Here is a 24,365-nt window from a genome sequence, read left to right as displayed (position 1 = left end):
ACGGATCGCACTCGAGCTCGGCGACGGGCTCGACGGGGGGCTGCTCGGCGCGCTACTTCTTGGGGGCCGGCTGGCAGGGGGCCGCGGCCTTCATGGCCGCGACGGCCTGCGCCTCCGACCAGGGCAGGGCGACGATCGCCTTCGTCCCCGACTTCGCGGGCGCTTTCGATGCAATCGACGCCAGCTGCTGCGCGAGCTCCTGCGCGAACCCCGCCCCGGCCGACGAGTTGTTGAGCGCGACGACCACCGTCAATCCGCTCACCGGATCCGCGAACATGGCCGAGATGAAGCCGGGGATCTCGCCGACGTTCCCGCGCAGCGGCCCGAGTTTCAGCATCCCGAGTCCGTAGGTCTGCCACGAGGGGGCGCCATTGCCGAGGGGGACGCCCGTCTCCTGGGCTTTCGCCGACTTCGCCGAGATGAGCGAACCGGTCGCGAACGCCTGAACGAACGTCTTCAGGTCGGTGATGGTCGAGACGGCTCCCCCGGCGGTCCAGGCCATCGACGGCGACAGCGCCGTCTCGTCCACGGTCGTCCCGCACTGGAGAACACCTGTGTCGGTGAGCGAGGTGGCGTAGCCGAACGGATGCGGCGAGGGGATCGACACCTGGCCCGGGTCGGGGAAGCTCGAGTGCGACATCCCGAGCCGGTCGAAGACGTAATGCCGGTAGAGGTCGGCCCAGCTCATGCCGGTCGCTGCCTGCAACGCCATGCCGAGCAACACCATGCCCGCCTGCGACGCGTAGTAGACCTGGCCGGGCGACCCGGCCGGTTTCGTCGCCAGCCCGTCGCTGAGCAGTTCCATCGTCGGCCACTGCCGCACCGGGTTCGTGACGAACTGGGGTTTCAGCTGCGGCGCGAAGTCCCCGATGCCCGAGGTGTTCTGGCACAGCTCGCGCAACGTGATCCCGCTCACCCCGATCATGCGCGGAAGGTACAGCGCGACCGGGTCGTCGAGTTTCACCGTGCCCGCATCCACCAGGGACAGCAGCACAGAGCAGGTCATCGACGTCGTGTTCGTCGCGATCCTGAAATGCATGTCGGCGGTCACCGGGTCCGATCCTCGGAGGGCAGTCGTGCCCAGGCCGTCCGTGTACCTGCCCGACCATGGGGCCCACACGCCGACAAGCGCTCCGGATGCACCGGCCAGCTTCATCGCATCCGTCACCGCGGTCTCGAGCCGGCCCTCGATCGCCGAGGGGAACGCACCCTGAGCCTGCTGCGGAAGTTTCGCCGTCGCGTCCGCGTACGGAGTGCACGCTCCGAGGACGAGTGCGACAAGGCTCGCCAGTGCGACAGCGGTCACCCGCTTCGCCCCACGAAAGCCCCGAACCATACCCATCCCCCGATGGTTGTTGCACTAACTAGCCAGAATTCTAAACCGAGATGGCCAGTATGGGATCCCGCGAGCGGCATGCGCATAACGTTTCGGCTCCAATCCGATCGGGAGCCTCCTCCGAATAACTCCTGTACGGCGCGAACCGTGCTGACACTAGGAGGAATCGAGAAATGCGAACATCACCAAACCGCCTGATCGCGACCATATTCGGAGCGGTCTATCTACTCGTCGGGGCGCTCGGCTTCGCCTACACCGGCGGCGTCGGGTTCGTCGCCACACAGGGAGGCCTCATCCTCGGCATCTTCGAGGTCAACCCGCTCCACAACATCGCCCACCTGCTCATCGGCGCCGCCCTGCTGATCGCCGGGCTGGTCAGCGTCGTGGCCGCGCGAACCGTCAACATCGTCATCGGCGCCGCCTACCTGCTGCTCGGAATCGTCGGGTTCTTCCTGGCGGGGACGGGCGCGAACATCCTCGCCCTGAACACGCCTGACCACTTCCTCCACCTCGCATCCGCGATCGTGCTCCTGGGAGTCGGTCTCGGGGCGGAGCGTGCGACCCGCAATTCGGCCGCGGTCGCATGAGTACCGCCGCGGCGGGCCGAGGGGGTGATCCCGTGTCGCCGACCTCCGTGCTCGCCGGTCCGACCGGAGTGCCGACGGCCTCGGTGACACAGGCCTGGCTCGCCGCGGCATCCCTTGGAGCGGGGCTGCTCCATCTCGCGACGGGGGCGGGCGCGGGGGTGCCCGCCCTCGTCGTCCTGGTCGCGTTCGGCGCTGCCGAAGTGGCCTGGGCAGTCGCGTGCCTGGCCCGCGAACGTGCGCCGTTCGCACGGCAGGCCAGGTTCGTCGCGCTGCTCCCCGTCGGATGCTGGGCCACGGTCGCCACCGCCGGCGCGACCTTCGGGGTTTCCCCGGCCTTCGCGGACCTCCCGGCGTTCCCGCTGTTCGTGGCCAGCGCCCTCGATCTGGCCGTCGCGCTGACGCTGGTGGCGAGCATCCGGCGTGCGGGTGGCAGGAGCGCACCACAGGTATCTGCCGGGCGTTTCGTCGCCGGCCTGCTGCTGAGTGCTGCTGCGGTCACGCTCGTCACCGTGCCGGCGCTCGGCGCGACCGGGCCCGGCGCGGATGCGGTCAGCGTGCACCTCCTGCACGACGGCGGCCACCACCACTGACCCGGGTGCGGCGCCTCAGCGTTCGCGCATGAAGCGCTCGACGTCCGCGTCGACCATGATGTCGCTCGGACGCAGGGGGCGGGTGAGGTACAGTCCCTCGAGCGAAGTGATGCGGCTGAGCGCCACATACGTCTGGCCCGGGCTGAACGCCCGCGCGCCCAGGTCGACGATCGCGCTGTCGTACGTCTTCCCCTGCGACTTGTGGATGGTGACCGCCCAGGCGAGCCGCAGCGGGAACTGGGTGAACTCGGCCACCACATCCTTCGTCAGCTTCTTGGTCACGGGGGAGTAGGAGTATTTGAACTTCTCCCAGATCGCCGGCTCGACTTCGTGCACGTCGCCGTCCACATCCACATACACCGTCGAGTCGATGCGGGTCACCGTGCCGATCGTGCCGTTCACCCAGCGCGGTCCGTCGCCGGTGCCCGCGTCGTTCCGCAGGAACATCACCTGCGCGCCGACCTTCAGTTCGAGCACCTCGTCCGCGGGAAAAGCCCGCCCACCGAAATCGCCGCTGACCTCGGCTTTCGCCGTCAATGCCCGCCCGGGCAGCTGGCGAAGCGCTGTGGAGTTGATGCGATTGACAGCGTCGTTGCGGGTGGCCAGCGTGATCGTTCCGGCGTCGGGGGCCGGCCGCGCACCCATCTCGTTCAGCCGGTCCGCGATCTCCTTGGTGACGCGCCCGTGCCGAACCGCGTTCAGCATGGCTTTGAAGTCCGCCTCGTGCTGCCGGTGGATCTCGGTCAGCTCCACGATCTTGAGCTCCGTCTCCCTCCACACCTTCGCATCGAAGAACCACATCGACCGGTAGGTGTCGCCGAAGTAGGCCCGCTCATCCGAATCCCCGGGGACCGGCGCGAGTTGGTAAGGATCGCCGAACAGCACCACCTGCACGCCGCCGAACGCCTCGTACGGCCGCTGCCGCGCCTGGCGCAGGCTTCGGTCGATCGCGTCCATCAGGTCGGCGTTCACCATCGAGATCTCGTCGATCACGAGGGTGTCGATCGTGTTCAGCAGCTTGCGCAGTTCGGCGCTCTGATCGATGTCGTGATCGGCGATGACACCGATCGGCAGGCGGAACAACGAGTGGATGGTCTGGCCACCGACGTTGAGCGCCGCCACCCCGGTGGGGGCGCTGATCACCAGCTGTTTCTCGGTGTTCCACGAGAGATGGTTGAGCAGGGTCGACTTTCCCGTGCCCGCGCGCCCGGTCACGAAGACGTGTTCGCGCGTGTTCTCGATGAGCTCGTACACGGCCGCCTGCTCGGCTGAGAGGGGGAGCTGGCCCACCTGCGTCCCCTTTCCTGCGATGAGAAGCCCGTTCAGCCTATCCCGCTCCGAGCGCGGCGGAGCCCCTCGACGCCCGGCCTGTGAGCGCATCCTAGGATTGCCTCATGCCTGAGGTCGCCGAGGTCAGCGCTCCCGCGCATCCACCCGCCCCAGCGCCGCCGCGCACCGCCGTGGTGCTGCTCTGGTCCGGGATCGGCGTACTCCTGCTCGTCGCGTTCGTTGCGGCGATCGGCATCCTGCAGCGGGATGTGTACAGCCCGTCCGGTTTCGTCACCGGCTACCTGGATGCACTCGCCCGTCACGACGCACGCGCCGCGCTCGCAATGCCAGGCGTCGACGCGTCCGATGCCGCCCTTGCTGCGGCGGGCCTTCCGCATGCCCCGTCGCGTGAGCTCCTGCGGTCGGATGTCCTGGCCGACATCTCTAGCGTGCGTATCCTTCACGACGACGAACTCTCGGACGGCGTCCACCAGGTGGCGTTCGACGCTGTGGTGGACGGAACCCCGGTCTCGTCGACGTTCCGCGTGGAGCAGACCGGGAGCATCGCCGGCATCCTTCCCCTGTGGAGGTTCGCGACGACGCCGCTCGCGGACGCGGCGGTCACGGTGGAGCACGCCGGGACGTTCACGGTCGCCGGCCATACCCTCGACACCCGGGCCGCCGATCCGACCCAGCCGGCAGAAGCCTTCACGACCAAAGCTGACTACCTGGTCTTCGCGCCAGGAATCTACCGGCTCGGGCACTCGTCGATGTATCTGCACGCCGACACGGCCTCCCTGCTCGCACAGAAACCGGGGGCCGTCGCCAGCGTCTCGGTGGTGGCCCAGCCGACATCGGAGTTCATCTCGAAGGTCGAGTCCCAGCTCGACGGCTTCCTCGACGAGTGCGCGAAGCAGCCCGTGCTGCAGCCGGCAGGATGCCCGTTCGGTGTCGTCATCGACGACCGGGTGGTCGGGACACCCGCCTGGTCCATCGTCCGGTATCCACCGGTGAACATCGTGGCCGGCGCGAACAGCTGGCAGATGGCTCCGGCGGAGGGGATCGCGCACCTGCAGGTCACGGTGCAGTCGCTGTTCGACGGGACGATCTCGACGCGCAGCTCGGACGAGCCGTTCTCCGTCGCGTTGTCGAGCATCGTCATCCGGCCGGACGGCGCACTCGACATCGTCGTCGCCGGCTGACGCGTCCGTGCCGCCCGAGCGCACGCGTCACACCCGAGCGCACGCGTTAGGTCCGAGCGCACGCGTCACAACCGAGCGCACGCGCACAGACACGGGCGCTGGGCCAGAACGCCTGCGATCCGTGCGAGCGGGTCAGCCGCTGTGGTCGTGTTCTGCCAGGCGAGCGAGTCGCTCGTTGTAGGCGTTCAGCTCGGCCTCACCCGTGCGATCCGCGTTGCGGTCGCGTCGCTTGGTCTCTTTCGCATCGCTGCGACTCCACTGGACCGCGACGACGATCGCGAGGATGACGGTCGGGATCTCGCCGATACTCCAGGCGATTCCTCCTCCCGTCTGCTGGTCCGCGAGTGGAAGCTGCCCCCACGTGCGCCCCATAGCGCCGAACCAGTCGGCGAGCAGGAGGCTGGACGAGGTGATGATGCTGAGCCCGAAGAACGCATGGAAGGCCATGGTTGCGAGCAGGAGGACCAGCCGGAACGGGTACGGCAGGCGGTACGGCACGGGGTCGATACCGATGAGCGACTGCACGAACAGGTAGCCCGTGATGAGGAAGTGCGTGATCATCCACTCATGACCGATGTGATCGGTCGTCGCCCAGCGGAACAGGGGCGTGTAGTAGAACGCCCAGAGCGAGCCGGCGAAGAGGACCGCCGCCACGATCGGGTTGGTGAGGACTCCCGCGACACGGGAGTGCACCGCCAGCATGATCCATTCGCGGCCGCCCCGTGACCCGTCGGTGCGCTTGCGGATCGTCCGGAGCGCCAGGGTGATGGGCGCGCCCGGCACGAGCAGCAGCGGCACCATCATCGTGAGCACCATGTGGGCGAGCATGTGCGTCGAGAAGAGGTACTTCTCGTACACATTGACCCCGCCGGAGGTGATGTAAAACAGCAGGGCGATGCCTGCGATCCAGAGAATCGTGCGGTGGATCGGCCAGCGGTCGCCGCGGCTGGTCAGCCGGCGCACCGCAGCCAGGTAGAAGAAGATCGCGAAGCCGCAGCCGAGCACCCAGAGCAGGTCGAAGTTCCAGCTGGTGAAGTACCGGGCGAAGGTGAGCTCCGGGGGCAGCTTCTCGCCGGTCAGGATCTCGGCGGGGGTCGGCGCACTGCCGAGGGTCTGGGCGACCGGGGTCGCCGTGCGGGCGAGGGCAGCTGCGACACCGGAGGCCACGCCCATGAAGGCGAGCTCTGCGGTCACCAGCCACCAGAACGTGCTGCGTTTCGCGCCGGATTGCAATCGCCCGATCAGGAACCGCCGCTGTGCGACCCCGAAGACTCCGAGCGCCACGAGAGCTGCGACCTTGACCAGCACCAGGATTCCGTAGGGCGTCGCCAGCTTGTCGAGCGTGCCGATGCGCAGTTCAGCACTCACATAGCCGGATGCCGCGACCACGACGAAGCAGACGATCGCGAGCGTCGAGTACCGCTCGATCACGGGCACGAGCCGTGCGCCGTCGAGGGTCTTGCGGATGAGCACGACGGTGAGCAGGCCGCCCAGCCAGATCGCCGCGAAGGCGATGTGGAGACCGAGCGCGGTGATCGCGGCATCGTGACCGGCCGTGCCCGCCGCATGCCCCTGCTGGGCCATCGGAAGAAGCGAGAGCAGCGCCAGGGCGGTGACGAAGGCGAGCGCGGTCTGATTGCGCACAGCGAAGCAGAGGACCGTCACGGCGGCAGCGATCAGCGTCGTGCCGAGCCACGCCTGACCGAGCGAGACGCTCGTGACGAACGAACTGAGCCCGTCGGTGAACGTCTGGTCGAGGGAGAGCGGAATGCCCGTCACGCTCACGAACGTCAGCAGGCCCGTTATGGCGCTGGCCACCGTCATCACGGCGGCGGATGCGGCTGCGATGTCGAGCGTGCGATTGAATTCGGGCTGCCGCGGGCTGAGCGCGAAGCAGGTGAGGAGCAGTGCTCCGATCGTGCCGGCTGCGCTCAGGTTGACGACGAGCTTCGCCGTGGGGAGTCCGTACCGGACCAGGGCCCCAGGGTCCGCCAGGAGAGGTGCGGCGGCGCCCCCGCCGAAGCCGAGTGCCGCGAAAAGAGCCAGAAATGCCACCACCACGAGCACGACGGGGCCGGCTAGGCGGATGACTCTGGGCACCGATCAAGCCTATGTCGTGCCTGCTGTGAGCAGGCACACAGCCGAAGAGCTGTGGAGAGCGCGCGAGCGTCGCGTCCCCCGGGAAAAGCAACGAGGGGGATGCCGGCCTGCGGCATCCCCCTCGTCGAAAGCGTGAGCTACTACTTGACGGCAGCCTTGAGCTTCGAGCCCGCGGTCAGCTTGACGCGGTGGCCGGCCGGGATGGCGATCTCGGCGCCGGTCTGCGGGTTGCGGCCGGTGCGAGCAGCGGTCTCGGTGCGCTCAGCAGCGAGCCAGCCGGGGATGGTGACCTTGCCACCGTTTGCGACGGTCTCCGCGACGGTGGCGAAGAATGCGTCGAGCACGCCACCGACGGCGGCCTGGCTCTGACCGGATGCAGCGGCAACTGCGGCAACGAGCTCGGTCTTGTTCAGCGACTTGTCAGCCATTGAGTGTCCTCCTCGGACCTTTTTGCTGTAATACAGCTTTCTAGTGGAACGGTTGAGGCCACGAAGGGCCATTACGTCTGGTCGGTTTGACCGCCTTGAATGTATCAGAATCCCGCGTGTTTTCGCGGATTTGCGGGCTTTTTCGCAATGTCTACGCGTGTTGCGAACACCGTTCGGGGGGCATTTCGACGACCGGGACGACAGAAGGGGTGCCCGACCGAAGTCGAACACCCCCTCTGGAGTGAACTGGCGCGTCTACCAGTCGTGCTGTCTACCAGCTCGACTTGGTGATACCGGGCAGTTCGCCGCGGTGGGCCATGTCACGGAAGCGAACACGCGAAATGCCGAACTTGCTGAGGTTTCCGCGGGGACGTCCGTCGACGGCGTCGCGGTTGCGCAGGCGCACCGGGGACGCGTTGCGGGGGAGCTTCTGCAGGCCGACACGTGCGGCTTCGCGGGACTCGTCGGTTCCGTTCGGGTCGACGAGCGCCTTCTTCAGCTCCAGTCGCTTGGCGGCGTAGCGGTCGACGACCACCTTGCGCTGCTCATTGCGGGCGATCTTGCTCTTTTTGGCCATGGTCTAGCGCTCCTCTCGGAACTCGACGTGCTTGCGCACGATGGGATCGTACTTTTTGAGCACGAGACGGTCGGGGTCGTTGCGGCGGTTCTTCTTGGTCACGTAGGTGTACCCCGTGCCTGCCGTCGAACGAAGCTTGATGATCGGACGGATGTCCTGCTGCTTAGCCATTAGATCTTCTCCCCACGGGCCAGGATGTCCTTGACAACCGACTCGATACCGCGGACATCGATGACCTTGATGCCCTTCGCGCTGACGGTGAGCGTGACGTTACGGCGAAGCGACGGAACGTAGTACGTCTTCTTCTGAACGTTCGGGTCGAAACGACGCTTGGTGCGCCGGTGCGAGTGCGAAATGTTGTGACCGAAGCCGGGAACCGCTCCAGTCACTTGGCAGGTTGCTGCCATGGTTTTCCTCCAATACCGCGGAGCAGGAGTGCTCCGCCCAAGATCCCTTGTCGGCACGCGCAACACACCTGCTTGTGAAAGAAAGTGGATTGGCGCACGATCCGAGTGGGAGAGGCCCACTCAGCCAAACATCAATACTACGTTGAATGGCTGCGCACCTGCAAACCGAGTCACGCTTCTCCCGCAGCTGCGGCCCCGAATGAGCGGTTGGCGATGGCCTGAACGTCGCGGTCGAGAAGATTGATTCGTGCATCCAGACCGTCGATGCGGACACCGATCCGTGCATCCAAGGCATCGATCTTGTCGGTCAACCGCGCTTCTAGCGACTCGAACCGGTGGTCGATCGCCTGGAACCGATGATCGAGCGATTCGAACCGATGGTCGATCGATTCGAAGCGATGGTCGAGCCCCACGAATCTCTCATCCAGCCGATCGAGCACCCGGCCGACCGATTGCTGCAAGAGCTTCGTGCTGAAGAGCACCATCAGGCCGAACACGGAGAGCAGCGTCGCCGCCAGTACACCGATCACTGTCCAGATCTGCGCATCATTCACTTCGATCACCACTCCAGCCTGTCGCATCCGTACTGCGACGGTAGGAGCAACCGGGTAACCAACGCCGTAGAGCGCCGATTTCAGTGGATAACTCGAGTCAGGCGGCCGTTGTGGAGGAACAGCTGGCGCACAGGCCGAACACATCGACCACGTGCTGCGCCTCGGTGAAGCCGTGCGAGGCCGCCGCCGCCTTCGCCCACTGCTCGACCGCATCCGCCTCGATCTCCACCGTCAGCCCGCAGTTGCGGCAGATCAGGTGATGGTGATGGCCGGTCGTGCATGCCCGGTAGAGGCTTTCGCCCTCGGGCGACTGCAGCGAGTCCGCATCCCCCTCCGACGCGAGGTCGGCGAGAGCGCGGTACACGGTCGCGAGGCCGATGGGCGACCCTGCCTCGTGCAGGTTCATGTGGAGGCCCTGCGCGCTGATGAAGCCCTCCGTCGAGGTCAGCGCGTCGCGGACCGCCTCGCGTTGCCAGGTGTTGCGCTTCACGATCTCAGGCTAGCTCTTTCTGGAGGTCACGAGCCGGACGCCCGGCCTCCGTCGGTGCCCCGGCGCGCCCGGAGCGGGGCCGGGCGCTGGAGCGGCGGTTTGCACGCCGTCCGCCGGCGATCCGGCACACGACGTAGATGAGGAACGAGATGGTCGTCACGTACGGGCTGATGGGCAGCGAGCCCCCGAGTGCCAGCATGATCCCGCCTACGACCGAGGTCAGCGCGAACACGACGCTCAGGATCGGGACCGCGAGGGGGGACGACGAGATCCGCATTGCGGCGGCGGCGGGCGTCACCAGGAGGGAGAGCACCAGCAGCGCCCCGACGATCTGGATCGACACGGCGACGGCGAGGCCGAGCAGCACCATGAAGGCGAGCGCGATGAACCGCACCGGCACCCCGCGCGATGCCGCGACATCCGCATCCAGACTGTCGAAGGTCAACGGCCGCCACATGACCAGCAGTCCGACGAGCACGAGGGCACTGATGGCGATCAGCCACCCGAGCTGCGGATCGTCCACCGACACGATCTGCCCGGTCAGCAGGCCGAACTTGTTCGCGCTCCTCCCCGGATACAGGGCCAGGAAGAGGATGCCGAGGCCGAGGCCGAACGGCATGAGCACCGCGATGATCGAGTTGCGGTCGCGCGCCCTGGCACCGAGGATGCCGATCAGCACGGCAGCGATGAGGGACCCGGCGAGGGACCCGATGACCACGTTCACGCCGAACAACAGGGCGGCGGATGCGCCGGCGAACGACAGCTCGCTGATCCCGTGGACCGCGAACGCCATGTCGCGCTGCATGACGAAGACGCCGATCAGGCCGCCGACCACGCCGAGCACGGCTCCCGCGAGGATCGAATTGTGCACCAGCACGAGCAGCTCGCCGTAATTGGCGAAGTCGAACAGCTGGCTCCAGAGGTCGGGTGTTCCATTCATGCGACGGGCTCCCGGTTCTCGGACGGTTCCGGATGCGGACCGTGGCCGTGGTCGTGGTGGCCGTGCGTCTCCGCATCCGGGATCCCGACGACCACGATGCGTCCGCGGCTCCTGATCACATCGACCGGCGTGCCGTACAGGTCGGTGAGGACATCACTGCGGAGCACCTCGTCGGGGGTGCCCTCACGGAACCGACCGCCGGCGAGGTAGAGCACGCGGTCGACCATCCCGAGCACTGGGTTCACGTCATGCGTGACGAACACGACGGCGCTGCCGTGCTCACGCCGCCTGCGGTCGATCAGTTCGCTCACCCCGCGCTGGTGCTGCAGGTCGAGCGAGAGCAGCGGCTCGTCGCAGAGCAGGAGGGCCGGGTCTCCGGCGAGCGCCTGGCCGACACGCAGCCTCTGCTGCTCGCCTCCCGACAGGTTGCCCACGGGGACGTCGGCGTAGCGCCGGGCGCCGACGGCGTCGATGAGCTGTTCGGTCTGGCGCCGGTCCTCTTTGGTCGAGATCGGGAGGCCCCAGCGGTGTCCGTTCACACCCAGCGCGACCAGGTCGCGCGCGCGCATCGGGGTGCCGGGTGCGATCAGTTTCTGCTGCGGGATGTAGCCGATTCGGCGGTCGCCGGTGCGCACGTCGTGGCCGTCGAACTCGATCGTCCCCGCATCCAGCTTCTGCTGTCCCAGGATCGTCTTCAGCAGGCTCGTCTTTCCGGAGCCGTTCGGCCCGAGGACCGCCACGAATTCGCCGGCGTGCACGTCGAGCGAGAGCCCGTGCCACAGCGTGCGATCGCCGAAACCGAGGTCCGCGTCGCGCAGCCGCAGCACGACCGGCCGCTCTGCGGGAGGGGGCACCAGGTCGAGTGGTTCCGAATCGGTCATCTTCTCCGCCCTACTCGCCCAGCGCCGCGGCGATCGCGTCGAGGTTGCCGCTCATCCAGCCGATGTAGTGCTTGCCCTGCGGCAGGGTCTCGGTCACCGGGACCGTCGGCACGTGCGCGCCTTTCGCGGCCGCGATCACCCGGTCGGTCTCGGCGCCGCTCGTCTGCTCGTTGTACACGAGGAGCCTCACCGCACGGTCGCGGAACAGCGCGGTGGTGTCCTTGAGCACGGCGGGGGAGACGTCGGTCCCTTCTTCGATCGCGTGGCTGAAGGCCGGGGGCGTCTTGTCGACGAGGCCGATCGCCTCGAGCATGTACAGCGGAACGGGCTCGGTGATGGCGACCCCTTCGCCGGCGTGCTTCCCCCTGAGGGCCGTCTCCCGCACCTGGAGCGCTGCGAGCTTCCCGTCGAAACGTGCAGCATTGGCGGTGAACGTCGACGCTTTCGACGGATCGGCGTTCGAGAGTTCTGCCGCAAGGTGGTCGGCGAAGGTCGCGATCGTCGGCAGGTCGTACCAGACATGCTCGTTCAGGTCGCCATTGGCGTCGGGTTTCTTGCCCGACAGCTCGACCACGTTCAGAACGGTCACCTTCGGATTGTCCAGCGACGACATCATCGTGCCGACGAAGTCGTCGTATCCGCCACCGTTCTCGACGACGATGTCGGCCTTCGAGAGCGCCAGCTCGTTCTGGGCGCTCGCCTCGAACGAGTGCGGATCCTGGGCCGGGTTGGTGATGAGCGCCGTCACCTGGACGGCGTCGCCCCCGATCGCCTGCGCGATGTCGCCGTAGACGTTGGTGCTCGTGACGACGGAGACGGTCGCGGATCCAGGGCTGCCTGGTGCACCGGTCCCGGCCGCGCACCCGGCGAGCAGCAGCGCCGCGGCGAGCGCCGGCAGCGCGAGCACGAGGGATCGCTTCTTCCAGGGATTGTGCACCCTGGAAATCTAACCCTTGTTGATAATGATTGTCAAAACCATTGTCGTTAGTCGAACCGGACGAACGCGCGGAGCACGCCCCCGTGCGTCTCGCGGGTATCACCGAAACCGAGCGACTCGTAGAACGCCTTCTGGCCGGGCTCATCGTCGGTGAGCAGCACCTTCTGGCGCACGCCCGGGTATGCCGCGAGCAATGAGGCGACCAGCGAGCGGCCGAGCCCGCGCCGCTGGTGGTCCGGATGCACAAGCACGTCCTGCAGATACAGGATGGTCGCCCCGTCGGTCACCGCCCGCGCGAGCCCGACGAGCTCCGCACCATTGAACGCCACCACGAGCGCGGCCGACCCGGCGAGCGCCCGCTCCAGTGTCTCCGGATCCTTCGTGTATGCGCTCCAGCCGACCGACTCGTAGAGCGCCAGGGCCGCAGCGGCGTCCAGCCCGCGCGCATCCGAAACCCGCACCTCGACCATCCGTCGGCCTTTCTTCGAGCGCAACCGTCAGTCGAGCAGGAGTGCGGGCTCCTCGATGATGGCCGCCACGTCCGCGAGGAAGCGGCTCGCCACATCCCCGTCGACCACCCGGTGGTCGAACGAAGCGCCCAGCGTCGTGACCATGCGTGGCCGCACCTCGCCGTCGACGACCCACGGCTTCTGCTTGATCGTGCCGAGCGCGACGATGCCGCACTCGCCAGGGTTGAGGATGGGCGTCCCCGTGTCCATGCCGAAGACGCCGACATTCGTGATCGTGATCGTCCCGCCGGACATCTCCGCCGGCTGGGTGCGTCCGTCTCGCGCGGTGAGGGTCAGCTGTTCGAGGGCGCCCGCCAGTTCGAGCAGCGACATCTCCTGCGCTTCCTTCACGTTCGGGACGATCAGGCCGCGGGGCGTCGCAGCGGCGATCCCGAGGTTCACGTAGTGGTGGACGATGATCTCGTCGTCCGTCCAGGTCGCGTTGACGGTCGGGTTGCGGCGCACCGCCCAGATCATCGCCTTCGCCATGATGAGCAGCGGGGACACCTTGACCCCGGTGAAGTCGGGGGAGTTCTTGAGTCGCTTGACGAACTCCATCGTGCGGGTCGCATCGACGTCGACGAAGAGGCTGACGTGCGGCGCCGTGAACGCGCTCGACACCATCGCCTGCGCGATCGCCTTGCGCACGCCCTTCACCGGGATGCGCTCCTCACGGGAATCCGGCCATTCCGGCGTCTGGATGTTGCGGAACACGCTCGCCTGGGTGGCCTCACGGAGAACGTCGTCACGGGTGATGTCGCCGATCGGGCCCGTCGCCGTGACGACCGCCAGGTCGACGCCCAGGTCCTTCGCGAGCTTGCGGATGGGCGGTTTCGCGATCACGGGGACGGTCGACGCGGGGGCGGCGGCGGCCTCCGGCCGGTTCGGGATGTGCTGGCTGGGCGCAGCGGCGTGCGCGGCGTGCGACGGCGGCGTCAGCGAAGCATCCGGAACGATGGTGATCGCAGAAGTGCCCGGATGCGTCACCCGGCGGCGCCTGCTCGTCGCGTGCCCGGTGCTCCCGTAGCCGACGAGCGGCGCCTGCTTCTCGTCGACCTCGTGCGAGACGCTGGCTGCGGCGTCGGCGGCGGCCTCGTCGACCTCCGGCGTGGAGCCGTGCGCTGGCGCGCCGAGCGTCTCCGGCGCATCCACCGAACCGCTCGAGACGGTGATGATCGGAGTTCCGACGTCGACGGTCTGGCCCGCGGACACCAGCAGTGCGCCGACGGTGCCGGCGAACGGCGACGGCAGTTCGACCAGCGACTTCGCGGTCTCGATCTCGACGAGCACCTGGTTGACCGAAACGGTGTCGCCGGGCGCCACCTTCCATTCGACGATCTCCGCCTCGGTCAGGCCTTCGCCGACGTCGGGGAGGAGGAACTTCGATTCGCTCATGCTGCAGCTTCTTTCGGTCGGTTCGCCCGGGATGCCGGTTGTGCCGGTGTGCGGGTCAGTACGCGAGGCTTCTGTCGATGGCCTCGAGCACGCGGTCGGCGTCGGGGAGGTACATCGCTTCGACCTTCGACGGCGGGTACGGAGTGTCCCAGCCGGAGACGCGGATCACAGGGGCTTCGAGGACGTAGAAGGCCTTCTCGGCGACCGTCGCCGCGATCTCCGATCCCACACTGGCGTTGGACGCGGCCTCCTGCACGACGACCAGGCGGCCGGTCTTGCGCACGGAGTCGAGGATGGGCCCGTAGTCGATCGGGGAGATGGAGCGCAGGTCGATGACCTCGACGCTCGTCCCCTCTTCTGCTGCGAGTTCTGCCGCGTGCAAGAGTGTGGTGACCATGGCGCCGTGTCCGACGACGGTCACATCCGTGCCGTGCCGTGCCACGCGGCTCGCGTGCAACGGTGCGACCGGGTCGGTGAGATCGATCTCGCCCTTGATGAAGTACCGGCTCTTCGGCTCGAAGAACAGGACAGGGTCGTCGGATGCGATCGCCTCCTGGATCATCCAGTAGGCGTCGTGAGAAGTACTGGGGCTCACCACCCGGAGGCCGGGCGTGTGCGCGAAGTAGGCTTCCGGGCTCTCCGAGTGGTGCTCGATCGAGCCGATGTGGCCGCCGTACGGCACGCGGATGACGATCGGCATCGTGACCGTCCCCTCGTGGCGGTTGCGCATCCGGGCCAGCTGGGTCGTGATCTGGTCGAACGCCGGGAAGATGAACCCGTCGAACTGGATCTCGCAGACCGGGCGGTAACCGCGCATGGCCAGGCCGATGGCGGTGCCGAGGATCGCGGATTCGGCCAGCGGGGTGTCGAGCACGCGCTGCGGGCCGAATTCGGCGTGCAGGCCCTCGGTGACGCGGTAGACACCGCCGAGCGGGCCGATGTCCTCGCCCATCAGCAGGACCTTGGGGTCGTTCGCGAGGGCGTCGTGCAGGCCCTTGGTGATCGCCTTGCCGAGCGGGAGTGTGATGACCGGGCTGGTAGGCGGAGCAGATGCGGGTGCCGGCTCTTCGGATGCGGGCGCCGGCACTTCGGATGCGGGCGCCGGCTCTCCGGATGCGGTCGAGTCGGCCTCGTCAGCTTCGCCGGAACCGTCGCGGTCCTCCGACTCGACGACCCCGGCGTCTTCGACGCCCTCAGCATCCTCGGCGTCGTCCACGACCTCAGCGTCCTCGACGACCTCGGACGTCTCCGCATCCATCGTCGCTTCGTGGACCTCGTGCGCCTCGACGAACTCCGCTTCGTGTACTTCGGCCCCGGGCGCCTCATCAGCGTCCACGATCACCGGGAAGCTCTGGTTCAGGTCGCTCATGCGCGCTCCTCATCGAAGGACGCCTCGTAGCGCCGCACCCATTCCTTCTGTTCGGCGATCAGCGGATGCGGTTCTGCGTAGACGTGGTCGAAGATGATGTCCATCGGGGGAGGGGTGACTTCGAGCAGCCTGCGGCGCGCATCCGCCGCGATGTCGGCCGCTTCCTCATCGACGGAGGCGAAGAAGGTGTCGCCGACGCCGAGATCGGACAGGTAGGTGCGGTAGCGGGCGATCGGGTCGCGCGCGATCCACGATTGCAGCTCTTCGTCCGTGCGGTACTTCGTCGGGTCATCCGCTGTGGTGTGGGCGCCGACCCGATAGGTGAGCGCCTCGATGAGGGCGGGTCCGTATCCGGCCCTCGCGTCATCCATCCACTTCGCTGTGACGGCGAAGCTGGCGAGGACGTCGTTGCCGTCGACCCGGGTACCGGGGATGCCGAAACCACTGCCGCGCAGATAGAGGGGAGTGCGCGACTGGCGTTCGACCGGGACCGAGATCGCCCACTGGTTGTTCTGCAGGAAGAAGACCTGCGGAGTGCGGTAGCTCGCCGCGAAGACGAGGGCCTCGCTGACGTCACCCTGCGACGATGCGCCGTCGCCGAAGTAGACGATGACGGCCTCGTCGGTGTCCGTATTCCCCGTGCCGGTCTTCCCGTCGAACTGGATGCCCATGGCGTATCCGGTCGAGTGGAGGCTCTGCGAACCGAGCACCAGCGAGTAGAGGTGGAAGTTGCCGTTCTCCGCCGGATTCCACCCGCCGAGGGTGACGCCCCGCAGCATCCTCAGGATGTTCACCGGGTCGAGCCCGCGGATCATGCCGACGACATGCTCGCGGTACGACGGGAAGATGTGGTCCTGTGCTCGGGTGGCGTGGGCGGAACCCACCTGGGCCGCCTCCTGGCCGTGGCTCGGCACCCACAGGGCCAGCTGGCCCTGGCGCTGCAGGTTCGCGGACTCGAGGTCGAACCGGCGGACGACCGCCATGTCGCGGTAGAAGCGACGGTAATCGGCCTCGGTCAGGCGCTCGAGGTACGGAACGTATTCGGCTGCGGACTCGCTCGGCTGAAAACGCCCTTCGGGGGTCAGCAGTTGAACGGTCGGCGCTTGGCGCGGGGAATCCATCGAGGCAGCCACCGTACTAACCTAACCGCTTGGCGGGGTGCCCATTTGGTAGGTTCCGCACAATATCTCCCGCGACCTCAAGGAGTTTCTCCACAGACTCCGTTTCGCCAATGCTGATCCGGATGCCCTCCGGCGGGAAGGCGCGCACCGTCAGTCCGGCGTCGAAGAACGCGTCGTTCGCCGCCGCCGTCTCCGCACCTGTCGCGAGCCAGACGAAGTTCCCCTGCGCTTCCGGAACGATCCATCCCTGCTCGATGAGGCGGGCGCGCAGGTCGTCGCGCACCATCGCGATGCGCGCCACGCGCTCCATCAGCTCGTCCTCGCGGTCGATGGAGGCGAGCGCTGCGATCTGGGCCGCATCCGTCACGGACAAGGGGATCGCGGCACTGCGCGCGGCGTCCAGGACATCCTCCGGGCCGACTGCGTAGCCGATGCGGAGTGCCGCGAGCCCGTACGCCTTCGAGAAGGTACGGAGCACGACCAGGTTGGGGTAGCGGGAGAGCAGCGGGATGCCGTCGACGCTGGCATCGTCCGTCACGAACTCGTAGTACGCCTCGTCGAGGAGGACGAGGAGGTCGTCCGGAACCCGCTCCATGAAGGACTCGAACGCCTGCGCGGTCACGATCGTGCCGGTCGGGTTGTTGGGGCTGCAGACGATGACCACGCGGGTGCGGTCGGTGATGGCTGCGGCCATCGCGTCCAGGTCGTGACCACCGTCTTCGCGGTTCGGTACGCGGATGCTCGTGGCCCCCGCCACCGTCACAAGCCCGGGGTAGGCCTCGAACGAGCGCCACGAATACACGACCTCGTCGCCGGTGCCGGCGGCAGCGGAGATCAGCTGGGCGAGCAGGGAGACGGAGCCGCTGCCGAGATGCACCCGGCCGACGTCGACGCCGTGGCGTTCGGCGAGGCGGGTGCGCAGGGCGAGACCGCTCGCGTTCGGGTAGCGGTTCAGATCGTTGAGAACGGCCGCAACGGCGTCCACGACGCCGGGCAGCGGTGCGTACGGATTCTCATTGCTCGACAGTTTGAAACCGTCGGCGGGAGCCGGCCGGCCCTGCTTGTAGGCGGGCACGGCCACGATCTCCGGGCGCAGCTTCACGCCCGGTCGCTCTGAGTTACTCACAGACCCAACTTACCGGCGTCCACATTCCCCAGCGGGAATTACTTCCTCGACCGCTGCGGCTCCCGCTGACATAGTGGAAGCCATGAGATTCCTCCTCAAGCTCATCATCAACGCTTTCGCGCTCTGGCTCACCACGTTCATCGTCAGCGGTGTGACGGTGAAGCCGTACGCGGAGGGCGAGGTGCCGACCATCCTCACCTACCTGCTGATCGCGCTGATCTTCGGTGTCGTCAATGGTGTCCTGGGCACGGTCATCCGCATCGTGGCGTTCCCGCTGTACGTCCTGACGCTCGGCCTGCTCGCCCTCGTCGTGAATGCCCTGCTGCTGCTCCTGGTCGCGTGGATCAGCAGTCTTCTCGGCTTCGGGCTCTACATCGACGGGTTCTGGGCGGGCTTCTGGGGAGCGATCGTGCTCGCCATCATCTCGTGGCTGATCGGACTCATCTTCCGCCCGGTCACGCGCGATCGCTGAGGCGAGAGGCATTCGGCAAACTGCGGAAGAATGGGTCTGTCGTCCCGTTCGCAAGGAGCCCCATGACCGCCCTGCCTCCCCAGCCGCTCAGCCCGCTCGATGGCCGCTACCGCTCCGCGGTGGTCGGCCTCGGCGACTTCCTGTCCGAAGCCGGCCTCAACCGCGCCCGGGTGCAGGTCGAAGTCGAGTGGCTGATCTACCTGACAGGGCACCGGATGTTCGGCGCCACGCCGCTCTCGATCGAGCAGACCGCGTCACTGCGAGCCCTGGCCGACGGCTTCGGCCAGCCTGAGATCGACCGTCTGGCCGAACTCGAGGAGACCACCAAGCACGACGTCAAAGCCGTCGAGTACCTGGTGCGGGAACGGCTCCATGCGCTCGGTCTGGATCACATCGCCGAGCTCACGCACTTCGCCGCCACCAGCGAGGACATCAACAACCTGTCGTACGCGCTCACGGTGAGCGCGGCGATCCACCAGGTCTGGCTGCCCAAGTACCGCGCGGTGATCGCCGAGCTTCGTGCCCAGGCCCACCAGTACCGCGACGATGCGATGCTCGCTCGCACGCACGGCCAGCCGGCGACGCCGACCACGATGGGCAAAGAGCTGGCCGTCTTCGCGTACCGCCTCGAGCGGGTCGACAAGCAGATCGTCGGCACGGAATTCCTCGGAAAGTTCAGCGGTGCGACCGGAACGTTCGCCGCACACCTCGTGGCCGACCCCGACGCCGACTGGCAGCGCATCTCGGAAGAGTTCGTGACGGGTCTCGGCCTCGACTGGAACCCGCTCACCACGCAGATCGAGTCCCACGACTGGCAGGCGGAGCTCTACAACCGGATCTCGCACGCCAATCGCATCCTCCACAACCTCGCCACCGACGTCTGGACCTACATCTCGCTCGGCTACTTCCGCCAGGTTCCGGAGCCGGGTGCGACGGGCTCGTCGACGATGCCGCACAAGGTCAACCCCATCCGCTTCGAGAACGCCGAGGCCAACCTCGAGTTGAGTTCAGCGCTGCTCGACTCGCTCGCGGCCACTCTCGTCACCAGTCGCCTGCAGCGCGACCTCACCGACTCGACGACCCAGCGCAACATCGGCGTCGCCCTCGGACACTCGCTTCTCGCCCTCGACAACATCCAGCGCGGTCTCGGCCAGATCGACCTGGACCGCGAGCTTCTAGCCGCCGATCTCGACGCCAACTGGGAGATTCTGGGCGAGGCCATCCAGACGGTCATCCGGGCCGAGGTGTCGGCGGGACGTTCGTCGATCACCGACCCGTACGCGCTGCTCAAGGAGCTCACCCGCGGAAAGCGCATCGGCCGCGAGGACCTCGCCGAGTTCGTGCAGCGGCTCGACATCGGCGCGGCCGCCAAGGCGCGCCTGCTCGAGCTGACCCCCGGCACCTACACCGGCGTCGCGTCCCGGCTCGTCGACCGGCTCGACCCGCAGTAGCGGCGGTGCCCAGCGCTCGGCGCTCGGTGCCGATGCCTGCTACCGGCGCGTTCCGGGCGCCCTCGGGCCGAGGGTGACACCTGCGGTCGACAGCGCCTGGCACGCCACGCACTCTCGGCCGGAACGAGCACTCTCGGCGCGACGTCTCGGGGTACGCCGCCACTCAGTGCTTGGTGTCGTCGCCGCGGTTCTGCTCTTCGAGGTCGCTGACCTCATCGGCGTTCGGCTTGAACGCGAGCGAGAACATCGCGAGACCCACGAGCGCGACGATGAACGCTATGCCGAAGGAGATCGCCGCCAGAACGGGCTCACGCGTCGACATCAGCACGATCAGGCCGACGAAGACCGCCAGGATGGCCGAGCCGACGAGCAGTTCGACCGGCCGGAACCGGTCTTTGCGGCTCGGCTGATGCACGGCGCCGGTGGCGGGAACGGGCGAGTTTGCGGGCACGTTGGAATCCTTTTTGCGGCTCATGATCCGCTCTCCATGGGGTGCTCTGTCGGCGCCGGATGCTGTGCCGACCATTTGAGCGAGAATCCGCCGATGGCGAGGTAGACGCCGACGATCACGGCGTAAGCGCCGAACAGGCCGACGGCGAGCACCGAATCCGACGGGATGAGCAGGAAGACGACGGCCAGAACCGCCGTGAAGGCGCCGACGACGATCCAGTCGCGCGAGGATGCATCCTTGGACCGGCTGCGAAGACCGCAGTACAGCTCGATGAACCCGGTGAGCGCGGCCCACACGCTCACAACGTAGAGGAAGAGGCCGAGGCCGCTCGACGACAGCGCGAGCGCCAGCACCCCGGCGATGACGCCGATCACGCCTTGGGCGACGAACAACCGGCCGACCGTGCGGTCGTTCACCCGACGCAGGCTCAGGATGCCCACGAGCAGGCCCTCCAGCACGGCATACGCGCCGAACACGACGAGACCGAACGTCGCCGAGTGGTTCGCCGTGAAGGTGACGACACCCGCGGCGACGAGGGCTACGACTGCCCGGGCGACGGGGACGGCCCAGTACCCGGAAGGCTTCTGGGCGGTGGGGGCGGCTGCCACTGAAGCGACCTCTTTCATTGGGCGGTGGAACCTTCCCAGTTTAGTCGGCGCTGCCTGCGCGTTTGCCGCTTACCTGATCAGGTGGTCAGGATGCCGCATCCCGTTCGCCGAAGGCCATGCTGTCCGCGTCGTCGGGGGCCGCGACCTCGGTCGACGGGAGCAGGTTCTTCGCGATGTAGAACATCACGATGGCCGCGCCGACAAAGGCTGCGCCGAGGAACGGCGCGATCCGGTTCCAGGAACCCAGGACCGTCATCAGAGTGTTGAGCATCGCTTGGTCGACGCCGCTGGCGCCCGAGGTGCCGCCGTACGTCGCCGCGAAGATTCCCGGGATCGCGAAGTTCAGGACCGCGTCGGCGGCGATGATTCCGATGCCCCACCAGAGGACGACTTTCGGGCGAAGACGTGACATGGCTCGTGCTCCTTCGTCGGAGTGGCAGGGACTGTGCGGTCCAACCCTATGGGATCAGGCCCTGCGCGGCACAGGGCGCCATGAGTCCACAAACGCGCAAGGTCGTCTCGGTAGCGATGCCCGATGGTCAGGCTGCTGTGGACTGGCTAGTTTCGTCGTAGTCGGCGGTCAGCGGCGTCGTCTTGAAACCCTTGATGATCAGCCAGATGCCTAGGGCCAGTTCGAACACCGCGACGGGCAGTGCAGCGAGAACGGCGATCGGGGACACCTGGGAGTAGGCGCCGAAGAAGACCGCGACGTCGGAGGCGAGCAGAAGCGGCGCGCCGATGAATGCGACGATCGGGAAGATGCGTGGAACGAGAGCGGACCGGTACAGCATGTAGCCCAGGAGCAGGTCGCATGCGACGGGCATCAGGCTCTGGGAGAGCAGGAACGTCCAGGTGTAGTTCGCGAGCAGGCTGTGGCCGGTCGTGACCAGCGCCGCTGCGCTCGTCCCGGCGGTGCCCGCAACGTCGATTCGCAGGGTCATGATCGTGAGCAGGCTGACGACGCTGACGAAGATGAGGCAGGTTTCGAGGAGCCGCGCGGCCACCAAACCCAAGGCGGCGGTTTGGCTGATCCGCTTGGTCAGCGGGTACAGCACCACGGCAGTGCTGATGCCAGCCAAGCCGACAATGACCTCGGACAGCACGCCCCACTGCAGTGCGGATGTGCTTCCCGCGGTCCCCAGAATGAAGGTGCCGACGTTGTCCTTGATGGGCTTGTACAGCCCGAGGGTGGGGATGGAGACGAAAGTGATCACGTACAGTATGCCGACGGTCAGAGAGATCCGCCTCGTCGGTCGCATTCGGCGCCGCGACGCGGGAACTCGTACCGGAGGGGTGATGTCGGTGTTGGCGGCCATGGGGTGCTCCTTAGAAGGTGCATTGGCACTGCTTGTGATGAATCCCGCGGGACGGTAGGCCCGCGATGGTGGGAGAACGATGCCGGACAGCAGACCTCCACCGTTTCAAAACGGTCATGGAGTCTTCGGCGACACAGCGACGGGCGGGATCTCTCATCCCGGTCAGGTCCGCGCCTGGTGCTAGCGGTTTGTGAACTTCCCTGCCGATATGGGCAACGTTATCCTGTCGCGGAAGACATGGCAATAGATACATGTCACAAATGACAGTATGCTTATCGTCATGGCTGAGTGGGGCTTCCTGACCAATCACTTACATGCGCTCTACTGCGTGGCGCGCCACCCCGGAATCCGGATCCGGGAGATCGCCGAAAGCGTGGGCGTCCAGGAACGAGCGGCCCACCGCATCGTGGCGGACTTGGTCGAAGGCGGATACCTGACTCGCCGCCGAGTAGGTAGCCGCAACTTCTACGAGCTGCATCCAAACCAGCCGATCCGCAGGGAAGGGCTGGACGAAGTTGCGGTCGGTGAGATTCTCGACGTGCTCCTCAAACGAAAGTGAGAGGCGACCACTATCCAACGACCGCCCTCAATGCATCTCGCTTGATGGTCCACCGCTTCGATTGTCGCGGACTCTCAGAACGAGAACTTCGTGACGGAAAGACACCAAGAGCAACGGTCCACAGGATTTCTCAGATGGGCGCCATATCGGTGAAGCGCGAGTAGTGGCCCTGGAAGGCGACAGTCACCGTTCGGGTCGGACCGTTTCGGTGCTTCGCCACGATGAGGTCGGCTTCGCCCGCGCGCGGATTGTCCTTCTCGTAGGCGCTTTCGCGGTGCAGGAGGATAACCATGTCGGCGTCCTGCTCGATCGAGCCGGACTCGCGGAGGTCGCTCAGCGCGGGGAGCTTGTCAGCCCGCTGCTCGGGTCCACGGTTCAGCTGGGACAGCGCGATGACAGGGACTTGGAGTTCTTTGGCGAGGAGCTTGAGCGCGCGGGAGAACTCGCTGACCTCCTGCTGCCGGCTCTCGACGCGCTTACCGCTCGTCATGAGCTGCAGGTAGTCGATGATCACCATCTTGAGTCCGACCCGCTGCTTGAGCCGTCGGCATTTGGCGCGGATCTCGACGAGCGTCATGTTCGGGCTGTCGTCGATGTACAGCGGCGCATCGTTGATGCGGCCGCGAGTGGATGCGATGGTCGTCCAGTCGCGGTTGTCGACCGTTCCCTTGCGCATGCTCTGCAGTGGCACGGATGCTTCGGCAGACAGCAGGCGCATCGCGATCTCGCTGCGCCCCATCTCGAGGGAGAAGAAGATGGTGGCCATGTCGTGCTTGATCGCGGCGGCCCTGGCGAAGTCGAGCGCCAGGGTGGACTTACCGAGCGCTGGGCGCGCGGCGACGATGATCATCTGCCCAGGGTGGAGGCCGTTGGTGAGCTCGTCGAGCTCGGCGAATCCCGTGGGGACGCCCGTCATCGAGCCGTCCTTGTGTTTGGCCGCCTCGATCTCGTCGATCGCGACCGTCACCGCCTCGGTGAGGGGAACGTAGTCTTCGCTGTCGGTCGAGCCTGTGACCGCGTAGATCTCGGCTTGGGCGTTGTTGACGAGGTCGAGAACCTCGCCTTCTGCGGCGTAGCCCATCTGCGTGATGCGGGTGCCGGCCTCGACGAGGCGGCGCAGGAGCGCACGCTCGGCGACGATGGATGCGTAGTAGCCGGCGTTGGCAGCGGTGGGAACGAGACCTGTGAGGGTGTGCAGGTAGTCGGCCCCGCCAGCGCGGGAGAGCTCCCCGGCTTTGGTCAGCTCGTCGGTGACCGCGATGACGTCGGTGGGTTCGCCGTGCGAGTAGAGCGACAGGATCGCGTCGTAGATGATCTCGTGCTTGGGAATGTAGAAGTCGGTGCCGCGAACGACTTCGACAACGTCGGCGACGGCGTCTTTGCTGAGGAGCATGCCGCCCAGGGCGCTCTGCTCTGCCAGCAGGTCGTGAGGGGGAGTTCGTTCCGCCTGCCTGGTTTCGCCTGGCTGTCGGTTGTCGGCCAGACCCAGATGGGCAATGGACACCCCGGCCTCCCTCTCATCGTTCGTCGCGCGGCGGGCGCACGCCTGCCGTGCTTACCTTCAGTGAACCGCGATCGAGCGGCCGTTTCCGGCGCCTCGCCGGACACGTCGATACTCCCAGGAGCCACCGACAGGCCTGACTCCTCGAATCGCTCTGTCCCCGCCGTGATCCGGCGTCGCCCAACACTA

28 protein-coding genes are annotated in these 24,365 nt (G+C 66.9%); 6 read left to right on the top strand and 22 right to left on the bottom strand.

Annotated features, from left to right (window positions below; all coding sequences use genetic code 11):
* Positions 1 to 52 precede the first annotated feature (52 nt).
* Positions 53 to 1,306, bottom strand: coding sequence for a serine hydrolase domain-containing protein (locus tag ACV7NN_RS11465; protein ID WP_463349698.1), 1,254 nt, complete (start codon positions 1,304 to 1,306; stop codon positions 53 to 55).
* Positions 1,307 to 1,509: 203 nt separating this feature from the next.
* Here ACV7NN_RS11465 and ACV7NN_RS11460 point away from each other — a divergent pair, with 203 nt between their 5' ends.
* Positions 1,510 to 1,923, top strand: coding sequence for a DUF4383 domain-containing protein (locus ACV7NN_RS11460; RefSeq protein WP_463349697.1), 414 nt, complete (start codon positions 1,510 to 1,512; stop codon positions 1,921 to 1,923).
* Between the two features lie 32 nt (positions 1,924 to 1,955).
* Positions 1,956 to 2,513 (top strand): hypothetical protein, encoded by a 558-nt coding sequence (locus tag ACV7NN_RS11455; RefSeq protein WP_463349696.1) that lies wholly within the window; start codon positions 1,956 to 1,958, stop codon positions 2,511 to 2,513.
* 15 nt (positions 2,514 to 2,528) lie between these two features.
* On the opposite strand, the gene ACV7NN_RS11450 is transcribed toward ACV7NN_RS11455, so the two are convergent.
* A complete protein-coding gene (locus tag ACV7NN_RS11450) occupies positions 2,529 to 3,803 on the bottom strand; it encodes an ATP-dependent DNA helicase (protein WP_463349695.1) in 1,275 nt (424 codons plus the stop codon).
* Between the two features lie 104 nt (positions 3,804 to 3,907).
* Between ACV7NN_RS11450 and ACV7NN_RS11445 the strand changes: the two genes are divergently transcribed.
* Positions 3,908 to 4,984, top strand: coding sequence for a hypothetical protein (locus ACV7NN_RS11445; protein ID WP_463349694.1), 1,077 nt, complete (start codon positions 3,908 to 3,910; stop codon positions 4,982 to 4,984).
* Between the two features lie 132 nt (positions 4,985 to 5,116).
* Here ACV7NN_RS11445 and ACV7NN_RS11440 read toward each other — a convergent pair whose 3' ends face one another.
* The 15 genes from ACV7NN_RS11440 to ACV7NN_RS11370 form a co-directional block, all read right to left on the bottom strand.
* Positions 5,117 to 7,084 carry a cytochrome c oxidase assembly protein gene (locus ACV7NN_RS11440; RefSeq protein WP_463349693.1) on the bottom strand — a complete coding sequence of 656 codons (1,968 nt, stop codon included), beginning with the start codon at positions 7,082 to 7,084 and terminating at the stop codon, positions 5,117 to 5,119.
* Between the two features lie 140 nt (positions 7,085 to 7,224).
* Complete coding sequence (locus ACV7NN_RS11435) at positions 7,225 to 7,512, bottom strand: HU family DNA-binding protein (RefSeq protein WP_463349692.1); 288 nt, start codon at positions 7,510 to 7,512, stop codon at positions 7,225 to 7,227.
* A gap of 271 nt (positions 7,513 to 7,783) precedes the next feature.
* Positions 7,784 to 8,089: a 30S ribosomal protein S14 gene (rpsN, locus tag ACV7NN_RS11430; protein WP_463349691.1), complete on the bottom strand. Its 306-nt coding sequence runs from the start codon at positions 8,087 to 8,089 to the stop codon at positions 7,784 to 7,786.
* Positions 8,090 to 8,092: 3 nt separating this feature from the next.
* The gene (gene rpmG / locus ACV7NN_RS11425; RefSeq protein WP_146321261.1) at positions 8,093 to 8,260 is read right to left on the bottom strand and encodes a 50S ribosomal protein L33; all 168 of its coding nucleotides are present in this window, start codon (positions 8,258 to 8,260) and stop codon (positions 8,093 to 8,095) included.
* Positions 8,260 to 8,496, bottom strand: coding sequence for a 50S ribosomal protein L28 (rpmB, locus tag ACV7NN_RS11420; RefSeq protein WP_163288416.1), 237 nt, complete (start codon positions 8,494 to 8,496; stop codon positions 8,260 to 8,262). Before rpmB ends, rpmG begins: the two co-directional genes overlap by 1 nt.
* 170 nt (positions 8,497 to 8,666) lie before the next feature.
* A complete protein-coding gene (locus ACV7NN_RS11415; RefSeq protein ID WP_463349690.1) occupies positions 8,667 to 9,062 on the bottom strand; it encodes a hypothetical protein in 396 nt (131 codons plus the stop codon).
* An 85-nt stretch (positions 9,063 to 9,147) separates the two neighbouring features.
* A complete protein-coding gene (locus ACV7NN_RS11410) occupies positions 9,148 to 9,543 on the bottom strand; it encodes a Fur family transcriptional regulator (RefSeq protein ID WP_463351283.1) in 396 nt (131 codons plus the stop codon).
* A gap of 1 nt (position 9,544) precedes the next feature.
* On the bottom strand, positions 9,545 to 10,480 hold the full coding sequence (locus tag ACV7NN_RS11405) for a metal ABC transporter permease (protein ID WP_463349689.1): 936 nt from the start codon (positions 10,478 to 10,480) through the stop codon (positions 9,545 to 9,547).
* Entirely contained in the window at positions 10,477 to 11,361 is an 885-nt protein-coding gene (locus ACV7NN_RS11400; RefSeq protein ID WP_463349688.1) for a metal ABC transporter ATP-binding protein, read from the bottom strand. The genes ACV7NN_RS11405 and ACV7NN_RS11400 overlap by 4 nt, the downstream gene beginning before the upstream one ends.
* Before the next feature lie 10 nt (positions 11,362 to 11,371).
* Positions 11,372 to 12,298, bottom strand: a complete 927-nt coding sequence (locus tag ACV7NN_RS11395) for a metal ABC transporter solute-binding protein, Zn/Mn family (RefSeq protein WP_463349687.1) — start codon at positions 12,296 to 12,298, stop codon at positions 11,372 to 11,374.
* 47 nt (positions 12,299 to 12,345) lie between these two features.
* On the bottom strand, positions 12,346 to 12,768 hold the full coding sequence (locus ACV7NN_RS11390; protein WP_463349686.1) for a GNAT family N-acetyltransferase: 423 nt from the start codon (positions 12,766 to 12,768) through the stop codon (positions 12,346 to 12,348).
* Positions 12,769 to 12,795: 27 nt separating this feature from the next.
* Positions 12,796 to 14,202, bottom strand: coding sequence for a dihydrolipoamide acetyltransferase family protein (locus ACV7NN_RS11385; RefSeq protein ID WP_463349685.1), 1,407 nt, complete (start codon positions 14,200 to 14,202; stop codon positions 12,796 to 12,798).
* A gap of 55 nt (positions 14,203 to 14,257) precedes the next feature.
* Entirely contained in the window at positions 14,258 to 15,229 is a 972-nt protein-coding gene (locus ACV7NN_RS11380; RefSeq protein ID WP_463351282.1) for an alpha-ketoacid dehydrogenase subunit beta, read from the bottom strand.
* Between the two features lie 338 nt (positions 15,230 to 15,567).
* Positions 15,568 to 16,692, bottom strand: coding sequence for a thiamine pyrophosphate-dependent dehydrogenase E1 component subunit alpha (locus ACV7NN_RS11375; protein ID WP_463351281.1), 1,125 nt, complete (start codon positions 16,690 to 16,692; stop codon positions 15,568 to 15,570).
* A gap of 16 nt (positions 16,693 to 16,708) precedes the next feature.
* Positions 16,709 to 17,818: a histidinol-phosphate transaminase gene (locus ACV7NN_RS11370; RefSeq protein ID WP_463349684.1), complete on the bottom strand. Its 1,110-nt coding sequence runs from the start codon at positions 17,816 to 17,818 to the stop codon at positions 16,709 to 16,711.
* An 82-nt stretch (positions 17,819 to 17,900) separates the two neighbouring features.
* Between ACV7NN_RS11370 and ACV7NN_RS11365 the strand changes: the two genes are divergently transcribed.
* Entirely contained in the window at positions 17,901 to 18,290 is a 390-nt protein-coding gene (locus ACV7NN_RS11365) for a phage holin family protein (protein ID WP_463349683.1), read from the top strand.
* A 62-nt stretch (positions 18,291 to 18,352) separates the two neighbouring features.
* Positions 18,353 to 19,741, top strand: coding sequence for an adenylosuccinate lyase (gene purB / locus ACV7NN_RS11360; RefSeq protein ID WP_463349682.1), 1,389 nt, complete (start codon positions 18,353 to 18,355; stop codon positions 19,739 to 19,741).
* 163 nt (positions 19,742 to 19,904) lie between these two features.
* On the opposite strand, the gene ACV7NN_RS11355 is transcribed toward purB, so the two are convergent.
* The 4 genes from ACV7NN_RS11355 to ACV7NN_RS11340 all read right to left on the bottom strand — a co-directional run bounded on the left by ACV7NN_RS11355 (position 19,905) and on the right by ACV7NN_RS11340 (position 22,116).
* A complete protein-coding gene (locus tag ACV7NN_RS11355) occupies positions 19,905 to 20,192 on the bottom strand; it encodes a hypothetical protein (RefSeq protein ID WP_463349681.1) in 288 nt (95 codons plus the stop codon).
* A 20-nt stretch (positions 20,193 to 20,212) separates the two neighbouring features.
* Positions 20,213 to 20,800 carry an HdeD family acid-resistance protein gene (locus tag ACV7NN_RS11350; protein ID WP_463349680.1) on the bottom strand — a complete coding sequence of 196 codons (588 nt, stop codon included), beginning with the start codon at positions 20,798 to 20,800 and terminating at the stop codon, positions 20,213 to 20,215.
* An 85-nt stretch (positions 20,801 to 20,885) separates the two neighbouring features.
* Positions 20,886 to 21,212 (bottom strand): hypothetical protein, encoded by a 327-nt coding sequence (locus tag ACV7NN_RS11345; protein ID WP_463349679.1) that lies wholly within the window; start codon positions 21,210 to 21,212, stop codon positions 20,886 to 20,888.
* 127 nt (positions 21,213 to 21,339) lie between these two features.
* Positions 21,340 to 22,116 carry a DUF4386 domain-containing protein gene (locus tag ACV7NN_RS11340; RefSeq protein WP_463349678.1) on the bottom strand — a complete coding sequence of 259 codons (777 nt, stop codon included), beginning with the start codon at positions 22,114 to 22,116 and terminating at the stop codon, positions 21,340 to 21,342.
* Between the two features lie 280 nt (positions 22,117 to 22,396).
* Here ACV7NN_RS11340 and ACV7NN_RS11335 point away from each other — a divergent pair, with 280 nt between their 5' ends.
* The gene (locus ACV7NN_RS11335) at positions 22,397 to 22,675 is read left to right on the top strand and encodes a helix-turn-helix transcriptional regulator (protein WP_463349677.1); all 279 of its coding nucleotides are present in this window, start codon (positions 22,397 to 22,399) and stop codon (positions 22,673 to 22,675) included.
* A 130-nt stretch (positions 22,676 to 22,805) separates the two neighbouring features.
* On the opposite strand, the gene dnaB is transcribed toward ACV7NN_RS11335, so the two are convergent.
* Positions 22,806 to 24,179: a replicative DNA helicase gene (dnaB, locus tag ACV7NN_RS11330; RefSeq protein ID WP_463349676.1), complete on the bottom strand. Its 1,374-nt coding sequence runs from the start codon at positions 24,177 to 24,179 to the stop codon at positions 22,806 to 22,808.
* Between the last annotated feature and the right edge of the window lie 186 nt (positions 24,180 to 24,365).

It is taken from the genome of Leifsonia sp. Ger2509 (genome assembly GCF_055231915.1).
The sequence above is the reverse complement of the archived record's forward strand: the minus strand, read 5'-3'. Positions and strand labels throughout refer to the sequence as shown.

Coding starts and splice junctions, on each gene's coding strand:
- ACV7NN_RS11390 (WP_463349686.1), bottom strand. CDS start 12,768: ATGGTCGAGGTGCGGGTTTCGGATGCGCGCGGGCTGGACGCCGCTGCG.
- rpmB (WP_163288416.1), bottom strand. CDS start 8,496: ATGGCAGCAACCTGCCAAGTGACTGGAGCGGTTCCCGGCTTCGGTCAC.
- rpmG (WP_146321261.1), bottom strand. CDS start 8,260: ATGGCTAAGCAGCAGGACATCCGTCCGATCATCAAGCTTCGTTCGACG.
- rpsN (WP_463349691.1), bottom strand. CDS start 8,089: ATGGCCAAAAAGAGCAAGATCGCCCGCAATGAGCAGCGCAAGGTGGTC.
- ACV7NN_RS11405 (WP_463349689.1), bottom strand. CDS start 10,480: ATGAATGGAACACCCGACCTCTGGAGCCAGCTGTTCGACTTCGCCAAT.
- ACV7NN_RS11385 (WP_463349685.1), bottom strand. CDS start 14,202: ATGAGCGAATCGAAGTTCCTCCTCCCCGACGTCGGCGAAGGCCTGACC.
- ACV7NN_RS11460 (WP_463349697.1), top strand. CDS start 1,510: ATGCGAACATCACCAAACCGCCTGATCGCGACCATATTCGGAGCGGTC.
- ACV7NN_RS11335 (WP_463349677.1), top strand. CDS start 22,397: ATGGCTGAGTGGGGCTTCCTGACCAATCACTTACATGCGCTCTACTGC.
- ACV7NN_RS11375 (WP_463351281.1), bottom strand. CDS start 16,692: ATGGATTCCCCGCGCCAAGCGCCGACCGTTCAACTGCTGACCCCCGAA.
- ACV7NN_RS11400 (WP_463349688.1), bottom strand. CDS start 11,361: ATGACCGATTCGGAACCACTCGACCTGGTGCCCCCTCCCGCAGAGCGG.
- ACV7NN_RS11445 (WP_463349694.1), top strand. CDS start 3,908: ATGCCTGAGGTCGCCGAGGTCAGCGCTCCCGCGCATCCACCCGCCCCA.
- ACV7NN_RS11365 (WP_463349683.1), top strand. CDS start 17,901: ATGAGATTCCTCCTCAAGCTCATCATCAACGCTTTCGCGCTCTGGCTC.
- purB (WP_463349682.1), top strand. CDS start 18,353: ATGACCGCCCTGCCTCCCCAGCCGCTCAGCCCGCTCGATGGCCGCTAC.
- ACV7NN_RS11340 (WP_463349678.1), bottom strand. CDS start 22,116: ATGGCCGCCAACACCGACATCACCCCTCCGGTACGAGTTCCCGCGTCG.
- ACV7NN_RS11435 (WP_463349692.1), bottom strand. CDS start 7,512: ATGGCTGACAAGTCGCTGAACAAGACCGAGCTCGTTGCCGCAGTTGCC.
- ACV7NN_RS11345 (WP_463349679.1), bottom strand. CDS start 21,212: ATGTCACGTCTTCGCCCGAAAGTCGTCCTCTGGTGGGGCATCGGAATC.